Here is a 15,825-nt window from a genome sequence, read left to right as displayed (position 1 = left end):
GCTAGGCCGGGGCAGGGCGGGTGCGGAGGCGGGTGGCTATCCAGGCGCCGGCGAGGGCGACGAGGGCCATGGGGAGGAAGACGACGGCGAAGGCGGCGGGGTTGGACTCGCCGGCGGCGGTGGCGGTGTGACCGGCCACGGAGCCGCCGCCGAGGGCGGCGAAGGCGGCGCCGCCGGCCGCGAGGAGGAGGACGTTGGAGAGGCCGTCGGAGATCTGGAGGGAGGCGGAGTTCGCGCCCGCCTCCTCGGGGGCGGAGAGCTTCAGGAGCAGCACACTCGTCGAGGCGATCACCATGCCCATGCCGAAGCAGCCGATGCCCCAGGCGACGCCCACGATCCACACCGGCACCGAGGGGATCAGCACGCTGGGCGCGGCGGCTATGGACGCGGCGACGAGGACCATGCCGCCGGCCGTGAGCCGCTGGCGGTACGGCTCCATCCGGGGCCGGGACTGGAGGAACGAGCCGAGCGCCCAGGTCGCGCCGCCGACGGCGAGCGAGAGTCCGGCCATGGTGGGCGACAGCCCGCGCTGGGTGACCAGCATCAGCGGTACGAAGGACTCGGCCGCGATGAAGGATCCGGCGGCGACGCCGCGCAGCAGGACGACGGAGGGCAGACCTCGGGCGGCGCGGTAGGTGCCCTTGGGCAGCAGCCCGAGGACCGCGGGCACCAGCAGGGCGGCGCCGATCGCGCCGGGGAGGAGGGAGAGCCAGGTCAGGTCCTGGGCGGCGTACTGGATCAGCGCGACGCCGAGCGAGATGCCGAGCGCCAGCCGGATCCGCCGGGCGTCGAAGGGCGGCGGGGGCGCGTCGGGGTCGGCGGGCCCGGTGGCCATGCGGCGGATGGCGGGGAGGGCGAGGGCGAGCGGGAAGACGACGAGCGCCGGGATGCCGACGAAGACCCAGCGCCAGCCGAGCTGCTCGGTGACGGTGCCGGCCGCGAGCGGGCCGACGACGGAGGGGATGACCCAGCTCGCGGCGAAGGCGGCGAGGATGGCGGGCCGCAGCTTCTCGGGGTAGGCCCGGCCGATGACCACGTAGAGCGCGACGATCACGAGTCCGCCGCCGAGGCCCTGGACGGCCCGTCCGAGGATGAACAGCCACATGGTGCCCGCGGTGCCGGAGAGCAGCAGTCCGACCGCGAAGGCGGAGATGCCGGTGGCGAGGGGCCGCAGCGGCCCGTCCCGGTCGGCCCACTGCCCGGAGAGCACCATCGCGAAGAGGCTGGTGGTGAAGTAGGAGGAGAAGGCGAACGCGTACAGCCCGATCCCGTCGAGTTCCCGCGCGGCGACCGGCATCGCCGTGCCCACGGCCGTCGCCTCGAAGGCGATCAGCAGCACGACGGCGATGATCCCGATGCTCAGCGCACGGTGGCTCCGCCCGAGAATCCCGCCCCGCGGGTCCTGATCGGCGATGTCCGGGTCGGTTCCGGATATGGGCGGCGTGACCTCGGCGTCACGTGGTTCCAGGGCGGTCATGGCCCAAGCGTAAGGGGCATGGCTCAATGTGAACCCTGTCGCCGGGTCGGTACCGGGGTGGTCCCTTGGTCCTACGTCTGTGAACGGCGTGTGGCAGTCGTATTGCACTGTGCCCGGATCGCTTGAGCGGGGCCCGCGGGGCGGCCTACGGTCGGATCAGTTCCAGCACACGGCCGTGTGCCCGAGTGGTTCAGGGACTCGCCTGCAAAGCGAGTTACGTGGGTTCGATTCCCGCCACGGCCTCCATCAGCCCCTCCCCGGCGAGGTCCGGTCCGGGCACCGGTCCTCCGGGCGGTCCCCCGCCCGGAGGCAGATCACCAGGGCGACGGAGAGAAACGCCGGCCGCTCCAGGTAGAACCCCAGGGACACGTCACCGCCCCGGCCGAGCCGGTCGGCCGCCGAGTCGACCAGCCGCGCGAGACGGGGTGCGGCCCGCTCGTCGACCGCCGCGAACCGGGGCGCGTACTCGGCGAGCCGCTCCCCGAGCCAGCCCGCCGCGCCCTCGGGCTCGGACCAGGTGTCGCGAATCAGGCCGGAACGCTTCAGCAGCCAGTGGGCCGTCGAGATGGGGGGAAGATCCGCGACGGGGAACTCGGCGGCCGCTTCCCGATACCGCTCGACGAGCCGCTGTCCGGCCACGTCGTCCGAGCGCGCCGCCGGGGGCGGTTCGGGGTGCGGCGGTCGCCGCAGGGCGTCCTGATCGAATCGCTGCTTGGATCCGCTCCACAGGTATCCGTGGATGTGCCGCAACTCTGCTCCGCTCATGGAGGGACGGGAGGGAAGGCGGGCCGGCCGCCGCGGTCGGGCGGAAGGGCCGAAGCGGTCAGACGGAGAGGCCGAAGCGCGCCGGTTCGATGCCGGCCGCCCGCAGCTCCGCCGTGGTGAACCGGAGCGGCGTCGCCCCGGGCCGCTTGCTGTCCCCCAGGGCCCATGCGTCGGGGCCGATCCTCGCGAGCGTCACACAGGATTCGCCGTCCGGATGCGTATTGCCGCCGCACGCCCTGGCGAAAGAGGCTTCTCGCACATCGAGTGCGTACACATCTGTTCCCTCGGGCATGGGGTGTCCTCCTTGTGAGTCCCTGACGGCCCCGAAAAGACCGCCACCCCATCTTTTCCCCTCGGCGCGGAGAGAACTACTCGGTTTCCTGTTCGCGCAAAAACCCGTCCCGGACATCCGAGATCAAGGATCTCATCCGGTCACCGGAAAGCGCGGTCCGCTCGAACGCGGAAAATCTGGCCACATAGAGCCTGACATCCCGAGGGTCGGTCACGACGGTCTCGGCGTGGATTGTCTCGATGGCCACCATGCGCTCATCCTTGATGGAGAAGGAGTGGCCGGGGAACTCCGTCTGCGCGGCGGAAAGGGACACGATCCGGAGGTCGACGTTGGGCAGACGAGAAACAGAGATCAGCCTGTCGAGTTGCCCCGCCATCACCAAGGGCGGAACGATACGCCACCGGAGCACGGGTTCCGTGACGACGAAGCGAAAGGTCTTTTCCGGTGCGTGGAGGACGCTCTGCCGGGCCAGCCTCGCGCCGACGGCACGATCTCGCTGCACCTCGGTCAGGGCCTTGCGGGCGAACACCGCCCGAACGTAGTCGGGCGTCTGCAGCAGCCCGGGAACGAGCGAGGGCTGAAACAACCTCAGCAGGGTGGTGCGCGACTCCAGCGCCTGCACCTGCCGCTGCTTGCGGTGGTGGCCGAGCCTGCGGATCAGACGCCAGGACGTGACCTCGGTGGCCGCTTCCCTGGCGGCGGCCATGTACTCGGCCTTGACCTCGCCGGAGACCCCCAGGGCCGTGAGGACGCAGTCGACGTCGGTGACGCTGGGGGCGACATTCCCGTTCTCGATCTTGGAGAGCTTGGAGCGGGACATGGCGGCGCCGCGGGCGACCGCTTTGGCTTCCCTTCCGGAGGCCTCTCGCAGTGCCCGCAGCGCCGGACCGAGATCAGATCTGCTCAATCGCCGTACTGGGCCCACCATTCGGGGAAGGGCACGGCGTGGGCCGTCGCCGCTTCCTTGTACCGCCGGATCTCCGACAGCCCGTCCTCACCCCGGAAGTCGACTCCCATGTACTTTCCGGCGCCGTCGTAATTCATGATGCCGGCCGCCCGGTCGTCGAAGAGCCAGAAGTCCGGGGCGTCCGGAATAGGATTCTCTCGGTTCGTGACGTCGAGGATGAAGAACTCCTCCCCGGCGGTCATATTGCGCCGATATCCCCAGGACAGCTCGAACCGGAGATAGTCCGTCAGCGGGCGCGCCAGCACATGGACCCGATAGATCCGCCGGCCCGTCCGCACGGCGTCCCCCACCGTCTTCAGCCAGCCGGCGGTCCGGTACTCCTCCGGCTGCGGCTTTCCCGCGAGGAACGCCTGATACGCATCGACTCCACCCGATCTGCTGTAGTCGTCCAGCGTCTCCAGCCGGAACGCTTCTCGCTCGAAATCCTTGAGCCATTCACTCAAAGTCCTGGAAGAGGTCGCCACGGACAGCCTTTCGCATGAGCTCGATCGGGATTTCGACCAGGGTCTCGTGGGACGGGATCTCCAGTCCGTGGTCCGCCATGCGCTCGCCCTGGACCGCGAGCGTTCCCCTGTCGGTCGCATAGATGGCAGGGCACTCACCGTCATCGCATTCGCCCGCCAAACGAGTCAGCCTTCTGGCCACTGCGCCCCCTCGTCCTCGGATGCCGGGCCTCATCTTCCCGCCTCCTGACACTCCGTAACAAGAGGTTCTGGTTTCCGTTACTGGAAACCCCCGCCATCTCAGACCCGCGCCTCCGGCAGTCTCGACAGGATGGCGTCCACCGTCTCCGCCGGCGTCTGGTCGCTGGTGTCCAGCCAGAGGCCGATGCGCGGGGTCTCCTCGCGGAGGACGTGGTCGAGGTCGGTGACGGTCCAGTCGGGGCCGTAGCCGGTTTTGGGGCGGGCGGCCTCGCGGGCGGTGACGGCGGCGGGGGTGGGGGCGAGGACGACGAGGTGGAGGGGGCGGGTGCGGACGAGGGCGGGGAAGGCGCGGAGGTGGTCGCCGATGACGATGTCCTGGACCACGGCCGTGAAGCCGGCGTCCGCGTAGTCGTCCGCGGTGCGGGCGGCGAGCCGGTGGCGGAGGCTCAGCTGCGCGAGGGCCTCGCGTTCGTCGGGCGAGCCCATCTCGACGCGGCCGGAAACCGTCATCCGCCGGAAGGCGTCTCCCCGGATGTGCGCGGACCTCGGCAGCCGTTCGGCGAGGGCCTGCGCCACGGTGGACTTGCCGGAGGCCATGATCCCGGTGATCAGGACGACGGACGGGGCGAGTTGTTCGGTCATGGCCCGACGCTATCCAGGGCGCGCCCGGCGGGCATCCGGTTAACCCCGGGGCGGCCCGGCGGGCGGCCCCGGGGTTGCGGCCGCTCGACCCCGGGCCGCCGAGCGGGCGTCCGGCCGACCCCGGAGGCCCGGCAGGCGTCCGGCCGACCCCGGAGGCCCGGCAGGCGTCCGGCCGACCCCGGAGGCCCGGCAGGCGTCCGGACAGCCCCCGCTCCCCCGGCGGGCAGCCGGACAGCCGGACAGCCCCAAGGCCCCCGGCCCGCCGGAAAGGGCCCCAGTAGGCTCGGGGCACTTCAGGAACGACACGGGGGCTCAAGGGAATGGCAGTGCCAGCAGAACGGCCGGACCGGCCGCGGCGGATCGGGCCGTACGAGATCGTCGCGACGCTCGACCCGGTCGGGCCCGGACAGCCGCCCGTGCCCGGGCAGCGGTTTCTCGCCAGGAGCGGGGAGGGGATGTTCACGGTGGTGCTCACCGTCCCGCTCGACGGGGCGGACCGCCGGCTCTTCGCCGACGAGGCGCACGCGGCGCGCTATCTCACCGGGCGGCGGCTGCTGCCCGTCGGCGAGCTGTGGCCGAACGAGGACGGGCCGTGGCACTCCGCCCCGTATCTCCCGCTGCTCCCGCTGCCGTCGGCCCTCGCCGCGTACGGCGGACCGCTGCCCGAAACGGCCGTACGGGCGCTGGGCGCGGCCCTCGCCGAGACGCTGGCGGAGCTGCACGGCCGGGGGACGGTCCACGGCGGGCTGGTCTCCCCCTCGGTGGTGCTGCTGACCGCGGACGGACCCCTGCTGAGCTGCTCCGGCGCGCTGCGCGCGGCGGCCCCGGACGGGGTCGCCCGAGCGGGTCTGCCGGGCCTGGACCCGGCCGTGACGGCCCCCGAGGAGGCGGCGGGCGGCCCGCCCGGCCCGGCGGGGGATCTGCACGGGTTCGGCGCGATCCTCGCGTACGCCGCCACCGGGCACACCGCGCCCGACCGGTCCGAGCTGCCCGAGGCGCTGCGACCGCTCGTGTCCCGCTGTCTGAGCCGCGATCCGGCGGCCCGTCCGACGGCGGCCGAGGCGCTCGGCGCTTTGGGCCCGCCGGGGCCCCCGGCGCTGCCCGGGCGGGTGGTGGCCGCGCTCGCGCGGCAGTCGGCGGCGTTGCTCGCCGCCGAGGTCGCGGTCACCGTCCCGGCGCCGGGGGTGTGACCGGTGCTCTCTCCCCTGACCCACGACGACCCGGTCGCCGTCGGCGGCCATCTGCTGATGGCCCGGCTCGGCGGCGGCGGTATGGGCACGGTGTATCTGGCCCGCTCCCCCGGCGGCCGCACGGTCGCGCTGAAGACCCTGCACGCGCATCTCGCGTCCGATCCGGTGCTGCGGTCCCGGTTCCGGCTGGAGACGGACGCGGCCCGGATCATCGGCGGCCACCACGGCGCGACCGTCTTCGCCGCCGACCCGCTCGGCGATCCGCCCTGGCTCGCCACGGAGTACGTCCTCGGCCCGCCGCTGGACGCCGCGGTCTCGGCGTACGGCCCCCTGCCCGAGACCTCGGTACGCGCCGTGGGGGCCGCGCTGGCGGCGGCGCTGGGGCAGTTGCACGCCTCCGAGGTGGTCCACCGCGACCTCAAACCGTCCAATGTGCTGATCGGCGCCGACGGCCCCAAGATCATCGACTTCGGCATCGCCCGCGCGGCGGGCGACGACCGGCTGACCCGGGTCGGGGCCGCCGCGGGCACCCCCGCCTACATGTCGCCCGAGCAGGCGAGCGGCCAGGAGCACACCCCGGCGGGCGACGTCTTCGCGCTCGCGGGCGTGCTCGTCCACGCGGCCTCGGGCCACGGCCCGTTCGGGACCGGCGCGCCGGCCGATCTGCTCTACCGGGTGCGGTACACGGAGCCCGATCTCTCCGGAGTGCCCGGGGCGCTGGTCCCGACGCTGGCGCGGGCGCTCGACAAGGACCCCGCCCGGCGGCCCACCGCGCAGGAGTTCGCCGCGTGGCTCCACGACGGCCGGGGCGAGTTCGCCGACCATCTCCCGGAGGGGGTGCTGACCGAGATCGCCCGCCGGGCGACGGAGGTGTGGCACCACCGTCCGTACCGGCCGGCCGGCCCCGCGGCGAACGCCCCGCAGCCGGACACCGCCCCGGACTCCGGCCGGCGCCCCCGCACGGCGAGCCGCCGCCGGCTGCTGACGGCGGGCGGTTCGGCGCTCGCCGCGACGGCCGTCGGCGGCGGTGTGTGGGCCCTGCTCCGCGAACCGCCCGCGAGCGCGCCCGGGGCGGCCCCCTCGCCGGGCCCGGTCGCGACGGCGGCGCCCGGCGCGGCCGGCCCGTCCACGCCCGCCGACAAACGGCAGAGCTGGCGGCGGACGATCCGGACCAGCCCGCTGCTGACCCCGGTCGCCGTCGGCGACGACCTGATGGCCGTGATGACCGACGACGGACTGGCCGGCATCGGCACCGTGAAGGGCGAGGAGCGGTGGATCGTGCCCAAGGTGCGCGATCCCCGGCACGTCCACTCCGACGGCAAGGCGCTGTACGCGCTGGGACCGGCGGCCGACCCGTACGGGCACCGGGTGTCGGTGTACACGGTCGACGCGGTCGGCGGCACGATCGCGGTGACCGCGATGTTCGGCGAGTTCGACCGTCCGGTACGGGACGCCTCGCTGCTCGGCGTCTTCGGCGACACCGTCGTCCTGGCCGCCCGCGGGGACTCCGGCGGATGGCGGCTGCTCGCCGTGGGACTGGGCGAGAGCCCCGGCGGCGCGGTTCCCAGGACCGGCCGGCAGCTGTGGGCGCGGCCGCTGGAGGCGTACGACCCGAAGAGCGCGGACGACAGCGTCCTCGCGACCGTCGCCGCCGGGCGGCTGATCCTCGCCCGCCGGGCGGCGGACGGGTCCGCGCTGGAGCTGAGCGCCCGGGATCCGCGCACCGGGGAGATCGCCTGGGAGTCCTCCGTACCGGCCGACCGGTCCGCTCCCGCGCCCCGCACACCGGGCGCGCTCGCCGTGGACGGACGCCATGTGTACGTCGGCGGGGCCGTGGTCCGGGCGCTGCGGATCGGCGACGGCGGGACGGCCTGGAGCTTCGGCGCGGACCGGACCGCCGGTTCGTACAGCCAGCCGGCGGTGCGCGGCGGGGCGGTGTACGCGGCCGAGAAGGACCGCGGGGCGGTGGTGCTGGACGCGGCGAAGGGCACGCCCCGGTGGACGGCGCGGACGGGCGACGCGCCCGATGTGCGGGTGCCGCCCGCGGTCTCCGGGAAGCACGTGCTGGTGATGTGCCACGGCGGGCTGCGGGCGATCGACGCCGGGTCCCGCCGGGAGGACTGGTCCTTCCGGCCGCCGGCGACGGGCATGTGCCTCCAGGAGTCCTGGGACCGGCTGGTGCTGGTCGACGGCGAGCAGGTGCTCGGCGTCGACCTCAGAAAACGCTCCTGACGGCGTCCCGTTCCGGGCTCCTGACTCCGGGCCCGACGTCCCGTTCCCGTTCCCGCCCCGCCCCGCCCCGCCCCGCGATCGGGCGGGCGTGCGGGCGGACCTGTCCATTCCCTCCTGTCCCTCTCCCCCGCCCGGCGTTCCCGCCCGGCTCCCAGCTCTTCGGAAGGCACACCCGCATGGATCCTCTCGGCACCGGCGATCCGCTCCGTCTCGGCCCCTACCGGCTCGCCGGAGTGCTCGGCGCGGGCGGGATGGGGAAGGTGTATCTCGGCCACGACGGGCAGGGCCGCCCGGCCGCCGTGAAGGTGCTGCTGCCCCATCTCACCCATGACCAGCACCTGGTACGGCGGTTTCTGCGCGAGGCGGAGACCGCCCGGAGCGTCACCGGCAAGGGCGTGGCCCGGGTGCTCGCCGCGCAGACCGAGGGCGGACGGCCGTGGATCGCCACGGAGTTCCTGAGCGGGCCGACCCTGGAGGACGCCGTCTCCTCCTACGGGCCGCTCGCCCCCGACGCCCTGCGCGCGCTCGCCGCGTCCCTCGCCGACGCGCTGCGGTCGATCCACGCCACCGGACTGATCCACCGCGACCTCAAACCGGCGAACATCGTGCTGACCTCCTCGGGCCCGAGCGTCATCGACTTCGGCATCGCCCGGCCCGAGCACGGGCTCACCCTCACCACCACCGGCCAGGCCCCCGTGACGCCCGGCTTCGGCGCGCCCGAACAGGCCATGGGGCAGCGGGTGGGCCCGGCCGCCGACGTCTTCTCGCTCGGCGCGGTCCTGGTGTACGCGGCGGGCGGGCGGCCCGCCTACCGGGGCGACCATGTGGCCGCCGTGCAGTACGAGGTGGTGCACGGGGAGCCCGATCTGAGCCGGGTGCCGCCGGAGTTCCGGCCGCTGATCCTGCCGTGTCTGGCGAAGGATCCCGCGCTGCGGCCCACACCGGAGCAGATCGCCGGGGCCTTCGCCCCGCCCCGGCGCGGCGACCGGATCTGGCGGCAGGGCCCGCTCTCCGCCGACATCGAACGGCGCGAGACCCAGGCCCGGCAGTGGGCGACGCTGCCCGGCACGGTGGTCGCCGACGGCCCCGGCCGCCGGCGCTTCCTGACCCGGCTGGCCGTGGCGACGGCCCTGGTCGGGGCCGCGGGCGGCGGGACCGCGGTCGTGCTGACCCGCAGGGGGGACGGGAAGGAGGACGGGAAGACGGCGAGGAAGCATCCGGCGGGGAAGCCCGGGGAGCGGGTGTGGGGGCCGCTGTCGGCCGCCGACCCGTGGAGCCCGCCCGCCGTCGTCGTCGGCGACACCCTGGTCTTCGGTTCGAAGGAGGGCGGGCTCGTCGGCCATGCCACGGCCGACGGGGCCCAGCGGTGGAAGCGGGAGCGGATCACCCCGTCCTCCGAGTTCCGGGCGCTGGACGGCGATTCGGTGGCGGCGGCGGACGCGGCGGGACGGCTGTACGCGATCGACGCGGCGAGCGGCGAGGAGCGGTGGGCGGTGGCGGCGGACGCCGATCTGGTCATCGCGGCGAACGATTCGGCGGTGTACGTCCAGACCCGGGACGACCGGATCCGGGCGATCGACACCCGTACCCGGAAGGTGCTGTGGACCGTCCCGGCCCAGGGGTTCGACAAGGGCTACGGCAACGCCTCCGACGAACGGCTGGTCCTGCGCTCCCCCAAGGGCACCGCGTTCGCCCTCGACACCGAGACGGGGGCGCGCGCGTGGCACATCAAGCTCCCCGGCGATTCCGTCTCGGTCCCGGCCCTCGACGCGGAGACGGCCGTCATCGGCGGCAAGTCCCTGTCCCGGGTGCGGCTGGCGGACGGCGAGAAGGTGTGGTCGGTGCCGTCCTCCGGCGACCCGGTGCTGCCCCAGTGGGGTTCGGCGGTGATCGACGGGGAGCTGGTGTACGCCGTGGACAGCACGGTGCTGCGCTGCCACCGGCTGAGCGACGGCAAGGAGGTCTGGCGGCACGACATCGGGACGCTCGCCATCACCTACTACGCGCCGCAGATCGTCGGCGGTCATGTCTGCGAGGTGACGGCGAAGGAGGGCGTGAACTCGTTCGACGCGCTCGCCCTCGACAAGCTCACCGGGCGTCCGGCCTGGCGGCACGGGCAGCGCAGCCCCAAGTCCCTGAAGCTGACCTCCGACGGCGAACGGCTCTATCTGCTCCAGGCGGAGAGCACCACGGCCCTGTCGGGCGGGTCCTGACGCGAGACTCCCGGGCCCCGCCGAGGGGCCCGGGCCGCGCAGGGCTCCCGGAGGCGGACCGGAGCCGGACCCGGGGGGCCCGGGCGCGCGGGGTCCGTGGCCCGTGGTCCGCGCCGGGCCCGGTCCGGCCGCCCCGAAGGGCGGGCCCTACGAGTTCGCCACCGCCGCCTGGGGGCGGATGGGCAGGCGGTTGACGGGGCGGCCGGTGGCCGCCCGGACCGCTGCCGCGACCGCCGCCGGGGAGGTGACCACCGGGGCGGCGCTGGCCGCCTTCGCGCCGAAGGGGGCGACCACGTCGCGCTCCTCGACCAGCTTCACGATGCGGATGTCGGGCGCGTCCAGGGCGGTCGGCAGCGCGTACCCGGTCAGATCGGGGTGGCGGATGACGCCGCGCGCGGTGCGCAGGTTCTCCGTCAGGGCGGTGCCGACGCCGAAGGTGACGCCCGCCTCGATCCGGCTGGCGAGCTGCGCCGGATTGAGCACCCGGCCGACGTCCTGGGCGACGGCCATCTCGACCACCCGGATCGCGCCGAGTTCGATGTCGACGTCCACCACGGCCCGTACCGCGCAGAACGCCATGCCGACGAAGGCGTCGCCCTGACCGGCCTCGTCCAGCGGTTCGGTGGGGTGGGGGCGGCACTGGGCGGTGGCCCACAGCTCCTTGCCCTCCATCGCCTCCGCCACCGTGGTGGAGAGCACCCCGTCGTACGAGGTGATCTTGCCGTCGGCGATCTGGAGCAGCTCGGTCGACATCCCGAACTGGTGCGCCAGCGGCTGGAGGAGCTGGGTGCGGACCATCTTGGCCGCCCGCTCGACCGCGCCGCCGGAGACCCAGGTGTGCCGGCCGTGGGCCGCCGGGCCCGCCGGGGGCTGGTCGGTGTCGACGGCGGCGACATGGACCTCGTCGACGCCCAGGGTCTCCTGGACGATCTGGCGGGCGAGGGTGGTGAAGCCCTGGCCGGTCTCGACGGCGGCGCAGATGACGGTGGCGATGCCGTCGTGGACCTTGACGGTGGCGGTGGAGACCTCGTCCGCGCCCTCCGCGCCGAGCATGTGGACCATACCCAGCGCGTAGCCGACGCCCCGGCGCACCGCGCCCGGCTCGCCCGCGCCCTCGGGGCCGCCGGGCAGCAGCCAGTCGTCCTCGGGCGAGTCCTTGGGCAGCGGGGGCAGCGGGAAGTCCCGTACGGCCTGGAGCAGTTCGGCCACCGGGGCCGGGCAGGTGACGGTCTGGCCGGTGGGGAGGATGTCGCCGGTCGCGAGCACATTGCGCAGCCGCAGCTCGGTGGGGTCGAGGCCGAGCTTGACGGAGAGCTTGTCCATCTGGGCCTCGTAGGCGGCGCACACCTGCATCGCGCCCTCGCCGCGCACATGGCCCGACGGGGGGTTGTTGGTGCGCACGGCCCAGCCCTCGATGAAGGCGTGCGGGACGACGTAGGGGCCGCAGGCGAAGGCGACGGCGGCGGCGAGCGACTCGGAGGAGGAGTCGGCGTACGCGCCCGCGTCGAGGAGGAGCTGCGCCTCGACCTTGACCAGCCGGCCGTCGGCGTCGGCGTGGTGCCGGTAGCGCAGCAGGGTGGGGTGGCGGTGGGCGTGGCCGAGGAAGGACTCCTCGCGGGTGGCGGTCAGTTTGACCGGGCAGCCCGTCTTGAGGGCCAGCAGTCCGAGGGGGAGCTGGAAGCCGGGGTCCTCCCGGTCGCCGGTGGCCCCGGGGACGCCGGTGACCACGACCTTGACCCGGTCGGGTTCCAGGCCGAAGCAGTCGGCGGCGAGGTCGCGGTCGGTGTGCGGGTCGGTGGAGGCGACGTACAGCTCGACGCCGCCGTCGGGGCGGGGCACGGCGAGGCCGGCCTCGGCCCCGATGGGCGCGGGGTCCTGGCGTCCGATGCGGTAGAGGCCCTCGACGACGATCTCGCCGGTGATGTCGGGGTCGCCGTAGCGGAGCGGGATGTGGCGGATCAGATTGCCGTCGGGGTGCAGCGGTTCGGCGGCGAAGGCCTGTTCCGGGTCGGTGACCGGTTCCAGCACCTCGTACTCGACGGCGATGGCGGCGGCGGCCAGCCGGGCGGTGTCCGGGTGGTCGGCGGCGACGGCGGCGATGGCCTCGCCGTGGTGGCGGACGAGTTCGGAGGCGAAGACCGGACGGTCGGCGATGCGCCTGCCGTACGAGACGTCGCCGGGGATGTCCTGGTGGGTGACGACGGCGCGGACGCCGGGCATCTCCAGCGCGGCCGAGGTGTCGATCGAGGTGATCCGGGCGTGGGGGTGCGGGGCGCGCAGGATCGCCGCCCAGAGCAGGCCCTCGGCCCAGAGGTCGGAGGCGTACGGGAAGGTGCCCTCGGTCTTGGCCCGGGCGTCGGCCGGGGGGAGGGAGGTCCCGAGGCCGTGGGCGGGCTGCTCCGGCCGGGGGAAGGGGGCCGCGTCGTTGGTCACGCCATGCCTCCGTCGTGCGGGTGGGGCTGCACACTACCCGCGCCGGGGGGCGCCTGGTGCGGAATGCGGGCATCCGTCGGCGGGCCCGCGGCGTCGGCCGCCTCCGCCGCGGCGGCCGCGCTCGCCTCGCGTCCGGCGACCACGTCCCGTACGGCGTCGAGCACGCCCCGGTAGCCGGAGCAGCGGCAGAGGTTGCCGCAGAGGGCCTGCCGGGTCTCCAGCTCGCTGGGGCGGTGGTTGCCCTCCAGCAGATCGTGGACGGTCATGGCCATGCCGGGGATGCAGAAGCCGCACTGGACGGCTCCGCAGGCGGCCAGGGCCCGCTGGACGTCGGAGGGTTCGCCGTCGACGGCGAGGCCCTCGACGGTGCGGACCTCGGAGCCGGCGGTGGTGGCGGCGGGGACCAGGCAGGAGGCGACGAGCCGGCCGTCGACCTGGACGTTGCACGCGCCGCACTCGCCCTGGGAGCAGCCGTCCTTGGCCCCGGCGAGGCCGAGGCGCTCGCGCAGGACGTAGAGCAGGGACTCGCCGATCCAGGCGTCGGTGACGGGGCGGTCGGTGCCGTTGACCCGCAGGACGTAGGAGGTGGGCGGGTGTTCCTGGGCGGCGGCCTCGGGGGTGGGGGCGGGCGGCGGCCCGGGGTCCGGTTCGGGCTCGGGTCCGGGGGCGGCCGCGGCGGCCGTCTCCGGGGCGGCGGGCGCTTCCGTCCGCGCCGCCGATTCCGCTTCGGCTTCCGCTTCCGGGTCGGCGGGCGGCTCGGGGACGGCGGGGTCGGGCGCGGCGGCCTCGGGCGCGACGGGGTCGGGGACCGGCTGCGGCTGCGGGGCCTGCTCCGGCTCCGCGGCGGCCCGCGGGGCCGGTTCGGGGGCGGGCGCGGGCGCGTGGGTGGACCGCACCGGGGTCTCGGGGGCCCGGTCCAGGGGCTGCCGGGTCTCGAAGGCGTCGGCCCCGGGGGTGTGGGGCGCGGGCGCGTGGGTCCCGGGGTGCTGGGCGGCGGGCTCCGGGGCCGCCGGGGCCTCGGGCGCTCCGGCGGCCGGTTCGGTCCGCTCGTACGGGCCCGGGGCGTGCGGCGCGGGCGCCTCGGGGGCGTGGGCCGTGGCCTCGTGGACCTCGGGGACGTGGGCCTCGGGGGCGTGGGCCTCGGGGGCCCGGGGCTCCTGGACCTGGGGCTCGGGGGCGTATCCGGCCGGGGCGTCCGGGGCGGGCGCGTGGTGCTCCGGGGCGCGGCCGTCCGGGGCGGGCGCGGGCTGTTCGGCCCAGGGGGCCGCCGCGCCGCCGGGGAGGGTCGCCGGGGCCTGCTCGGCCCAGGGCGCGGTCGCGCCGCCCGGGAGGGTCGTGGGGGCGGCGTTCCACTGGGACTGGAGCATGGACGTGGTGAACTCGCCCGTCTCCTCGGGGAGATCGCCCCGGGCGACCGGGATGGTCCACTGGCCCGTCACGTCGTTGGCGGGCGGCTCGTAGTTCCACTCGCCGGTGGCGTGCGGGTCCTCGGGCCGGTGCTCCGCGGCGGGCGGCTCGGGCCAGGCGTGCTCCGCCCGCCGCTCCGGCGGGTTCTGCCAGGCGTCGGGCACCTGGGGATCGGCGGCCGGGGTGAGCGGCAGGATCATCGGGGGCACATAGCCGTGTCCCGGGGCCTCCAGCGGGGAGGCTCCGGGCATGTCCTCCGGCGGGATGTGCACGAAGGCCGTGGCCTCGTAGTCGTAGTCGCCCTGCGGGGTCGGCTGCCAGCCGCCGTGCTCGGCGGGGTGTCCCTGCCGATCTCCGTGCGGCGGGGCCGACCGGCGCTCCCGCTGGTTCTCCTCGTCGCTCATGACAGCGCCCTCCCCAGTGCCCGTCGGGCCAGTGCGGCGACGGTCCGCCGCAGATGCAGTACGGCCGGCGGGTGGACGGCCGCTTCCGCGCCTTCCGCGGCCGGCGCCGGATCCGGGATGCAGGCGGCGGCGACGTACTCGCCGAAGGCGGCCAGCGCCTCGGCGGAGAGGCCGCGTTCGCCGTCCCAGTCGATGAGCGAGGCGATCCAGCGCTCGGCCTCCATGGGCCGCAGCGGCATGGGCGCGATCGCCCCGACCGCGCAGCGCACTCCGCGCCGCACGGGGTCGAGCACGACGGCCACGGACGCGGTGGCCCGGCCGGGGCCGGTGCGTCCGGTGGCCTTCAGGAAGACCTGGGGCGCGTGGAGCAGCGGGACTCGGACATAGCCGATGAGTTCGGCCGGGCCGAGCATCTCGCGTCCGGCGAGCAGATGGGAGACGGGCAGCTCGCGCCGGGCGCCGCCGGGGCCCGCGATGACCAGCTCGGCCTCCAGGGCGGCGAGGACGGGCAGGCTGTCGCCGGTCGGCGCGGCGGTGGCGATATTGCCGCCGAGGGTGCCTGCGTTGCGGATCTGCGGCGGGCCCGCGGCGCGCGCGGAGGCGGCGAGCGCGGGCATGAGGGCGGCGAAGTCGGGGCGGCCCATCCGGGCGTGGGTGAGACCGGCGCCGAGGAGGGCGTGGCCGTCCTGGTAGCGCCAGCCGCGGATCTCGCTGATCCGGCCGAGCCCGACGAGCCCGGCCGGGCGCAGCTGCCCCTTGTTGACCGCCGCCATGAGGTCCGTGCCGCCCGCGACCGGCACGGCGGCGGGCATGGCGGCCAGTGCCGCCACGGCTTCGTCGAGCGAGGTCGGCAGCGTCACCGACCGCGTCGTCTGCGGTGCGTGTGTGGTCACCCAGCTGCCCCTTCCCGGTGTCCGGCCATCCCGCCTGTGTTGCCGTACCGTACGTGCTCACAGGCTGGAGATGGCAACTCTGGCACATCTTCCGGGCCGACCGGCGGGAGGGTCCGCGAAGGACGCATCCGCGCTGGATGCGTCCTTGTCGCCACGGCGTCCGTTTTCGCGGGGCCTTCGGCTCCGCTTACGGATTGCCGGTCTTCGGCGGGGTTGTACGGCTTGTTCCTCATGGCGGTCTTACGGTCCCAGAGTCCGGGGCGGCG

At 74.9% G+C, this 15,825-nt stretch carries 13 protein-coding genes and 1 tRNA gene; 4 read left to right on the top strand and 10 right to left on the bottom strand.

Translation table 11 applies throughout. The features are described from left to right. Position 1: 1 nt before the first annotated feature. The gene (locus ACF089_RS08310; RefSeq protein ID WP_392023573.1) at positions 2-1,477 is read right to left on the bottom strand and encodes an MFS transporter; all 1,476 of its coding nucleotides are present in this window, start codon (positions 1,475-1,477) and stop codon (positions 2-4) included. Between the two features lie 171 nt (positions 1,478-1,648). Between ACF089_RS08310 and ACF089_RS08305 the strand changes: the two genes are divergently transcribed. Continuing rightward, a tRNA-Cys gene (locus ACF089_RS08305) sits at positions 1,649-1,723 on the top strand. Here the strand turns inward: ACF089_RS08305 and ACF089_RS08300 are convergent. The 6 genes from ACF089_RS08300 to ACF089_RS08275 all read right to left on the bottom strand — a co-directional run bounded on the left by ACF089_RS08300 (position 1,724) and on the right by ACF089_RS08275 (position 4,787). After that, on the bottom strand, positions 1,724-2,242 hold the full coding sequence (locus ACF089_RS08300) for a hypothetical protein (protein WP_392023571.1): 519 nt from the start codon (positions 2,240-2,242) through the stop codon (positions 1,724-1,726). Between the two features lie 58 nt (positions 2,243-2,300). Next, a complete protein-coding gene (locus tag ACF089_RS08295) occupies positions 2,301-2,534 on the bottom strand; it encodes a DUF397 domain-containing protein (protein ID WP_392023569.1) in 234 nt (77 codons plus the stop codon). A gap of 76 nt (positions 2,535-2,610) precedes the next feature. Next, positions 2,611-3,441 carry a helix-turn-helix domain-containing protein gene (locus tag ACF089_RS08290; RefSeq protein ID WP_392023566.1) on the bottom strand — a complete coding sequence of 277 codons (831 nt, stop codon included), beginning with the start codon at positions 3,439-3,441 and terminating at the stop codon, positions 2,611-2,613. Further along, complete coding sequence (locus ACF089_RS08285; RefSeq protein ID WP_392023563.1) at positions 3,438-3,965, bottom strand: DUF6879 family protein; 528 nt, start codon at positions 3,963-3,965, stop codon at positions 3,438-3,440. Before ACF089_RS08285 ends, ACF089_RS08290 begins: the two co-directional genes overlap by 4 nt. Beyond that, positions 3,937-4,146: a hypothetical protein gene (locus ACF089_RS08280; protein ID WP_392023561.1), complete on the bottom strand. Its 210-nt coding sequence runs from the start codon at positions 4,144-4,146 to the stop codon at positions 3,937-3,939. Before ACF089_RS08280 ends, ACF089_RS08285 begins: the two co-directional genes overlap by 29 nt. Before the next feature lie 98 nt (positions 4,147-4,244). Next, a complete protein-coding gene (locus tag ACF089_RS08275; protein ID WP_392023558.1) occupies positions 4,245-4,787 on the bottom strand; it encodes an AAA family ATPase in 543 nt (180 codons plus the stop codon). 320 nt (positions 4,788-5,107) lie between these two features. Between ACF089_RS08275 and ACF089_RS08270 the strand changes: the two genes are divergently transcribed. The 3 genes from ACF089_RS08270 to ACF089_RS08260 all read left to right on the top strand — a co-directional run bounded on the left by ACF089_RS08270 (position 5,108) and on the right by ACF089_RS08260 (position 10,422). After that, positions 5,108-5,977: a serine/threonine protein kinase gene (locus tag ACF089_RS08270; protein WP_392023556.1), complete on the top strand. Its 870-nt coding sequence runs from the start codon at positions 5,108-5,110 to the stop codon at positions 5,975-5,977. 3 nt (positions 5,978-5,980) lie between these two features. Further along, positions 5,981-8,209 (top strand): PQQ-binding-like beta-propeller repeat protein, encoded by a 2,229-nt coding sequence (locus ACF089_RS08265; RefSeq protein WP_392023553.1) that lies wholly within the window; start codon positions 5,981-5,983, stop codon positions 8,207-8,209. A gap of 176 nt (positions 8,210-8,385) precedes the next feature. Continuing rightward, positions 8,386-10,422: a serine/threonine-protein kinase gene (locus ACF089_RS08260; RefSeq protein WP_392023551.1), complete on the top strand. Its 2,037-nt coding sequence runs from the start codon at positions 8,386-8,388 to the stop codon at positions 10,420-10,422. Between the two features lie 147 nt (positions 10,423-10,569). Here the strand turns inward: ACF089_RS08260 and ACF089_RS08255 are convergent, their stop codons facing one another. The 3 genes from ACF089_RS08255 to ACF089_RS08245 are packed head-to-tail and all read right to left on the bottom strand — an operon-like array spanning position 10,570 to position 15,559. Further along, a complete protein-coding gene (locus tag ACF089_RS08255; protein ID WP_392023549.1) occupies positions 10,570-12,855 on the bottom strand; it encodes a xanthine dehydrogenase family protein molybdopterin-binding subunit in 2,286 nt (761 codons plus the stop codon). Next, entirely contained in the window at positions 12,852-14,666 is a 1,815-nt protein-coding gene (locus ACF089_RS08250; protein ID WP_392023547.1) for a 2Fe-2S iron-sulfur cluster-binding protein, read from the bottom strand. The genes ACF089_RS08255 and ACF089_RS08250 overlap by 4 nt, the downstream gene beginning before the upstream one ends. Continuing rightward, positions 14,663-15,559, bottom strand: coding sequence for an FAD binding domain-containing protein (locus ACF089_RS08245; RefSeq protein WP_392023544.1), 897 nt, complete (start codon positions 15,557-15,559; stop codon positions 14,663-14,665). Before ACF089_RS08245 ends, ACF089_RS08250 begins: the two co-directional genes overlap by 4 nt. Between the last annotated feature and the right edge of the window lie 266 nt (positions 15,560-15,825).

This window comes from Streptomyces sp. NPDC014894 (assembly GCF_043080985.1).
Classification (GTDB): domain Bacteria; phylum Actinomycetota; class Actinomycetes; order Streptomycetales; family Streptomycetaceae; genus Streptomyces.
This window is presented reverse-complemented; position numbering and strand designations above follow the sequence as displayed.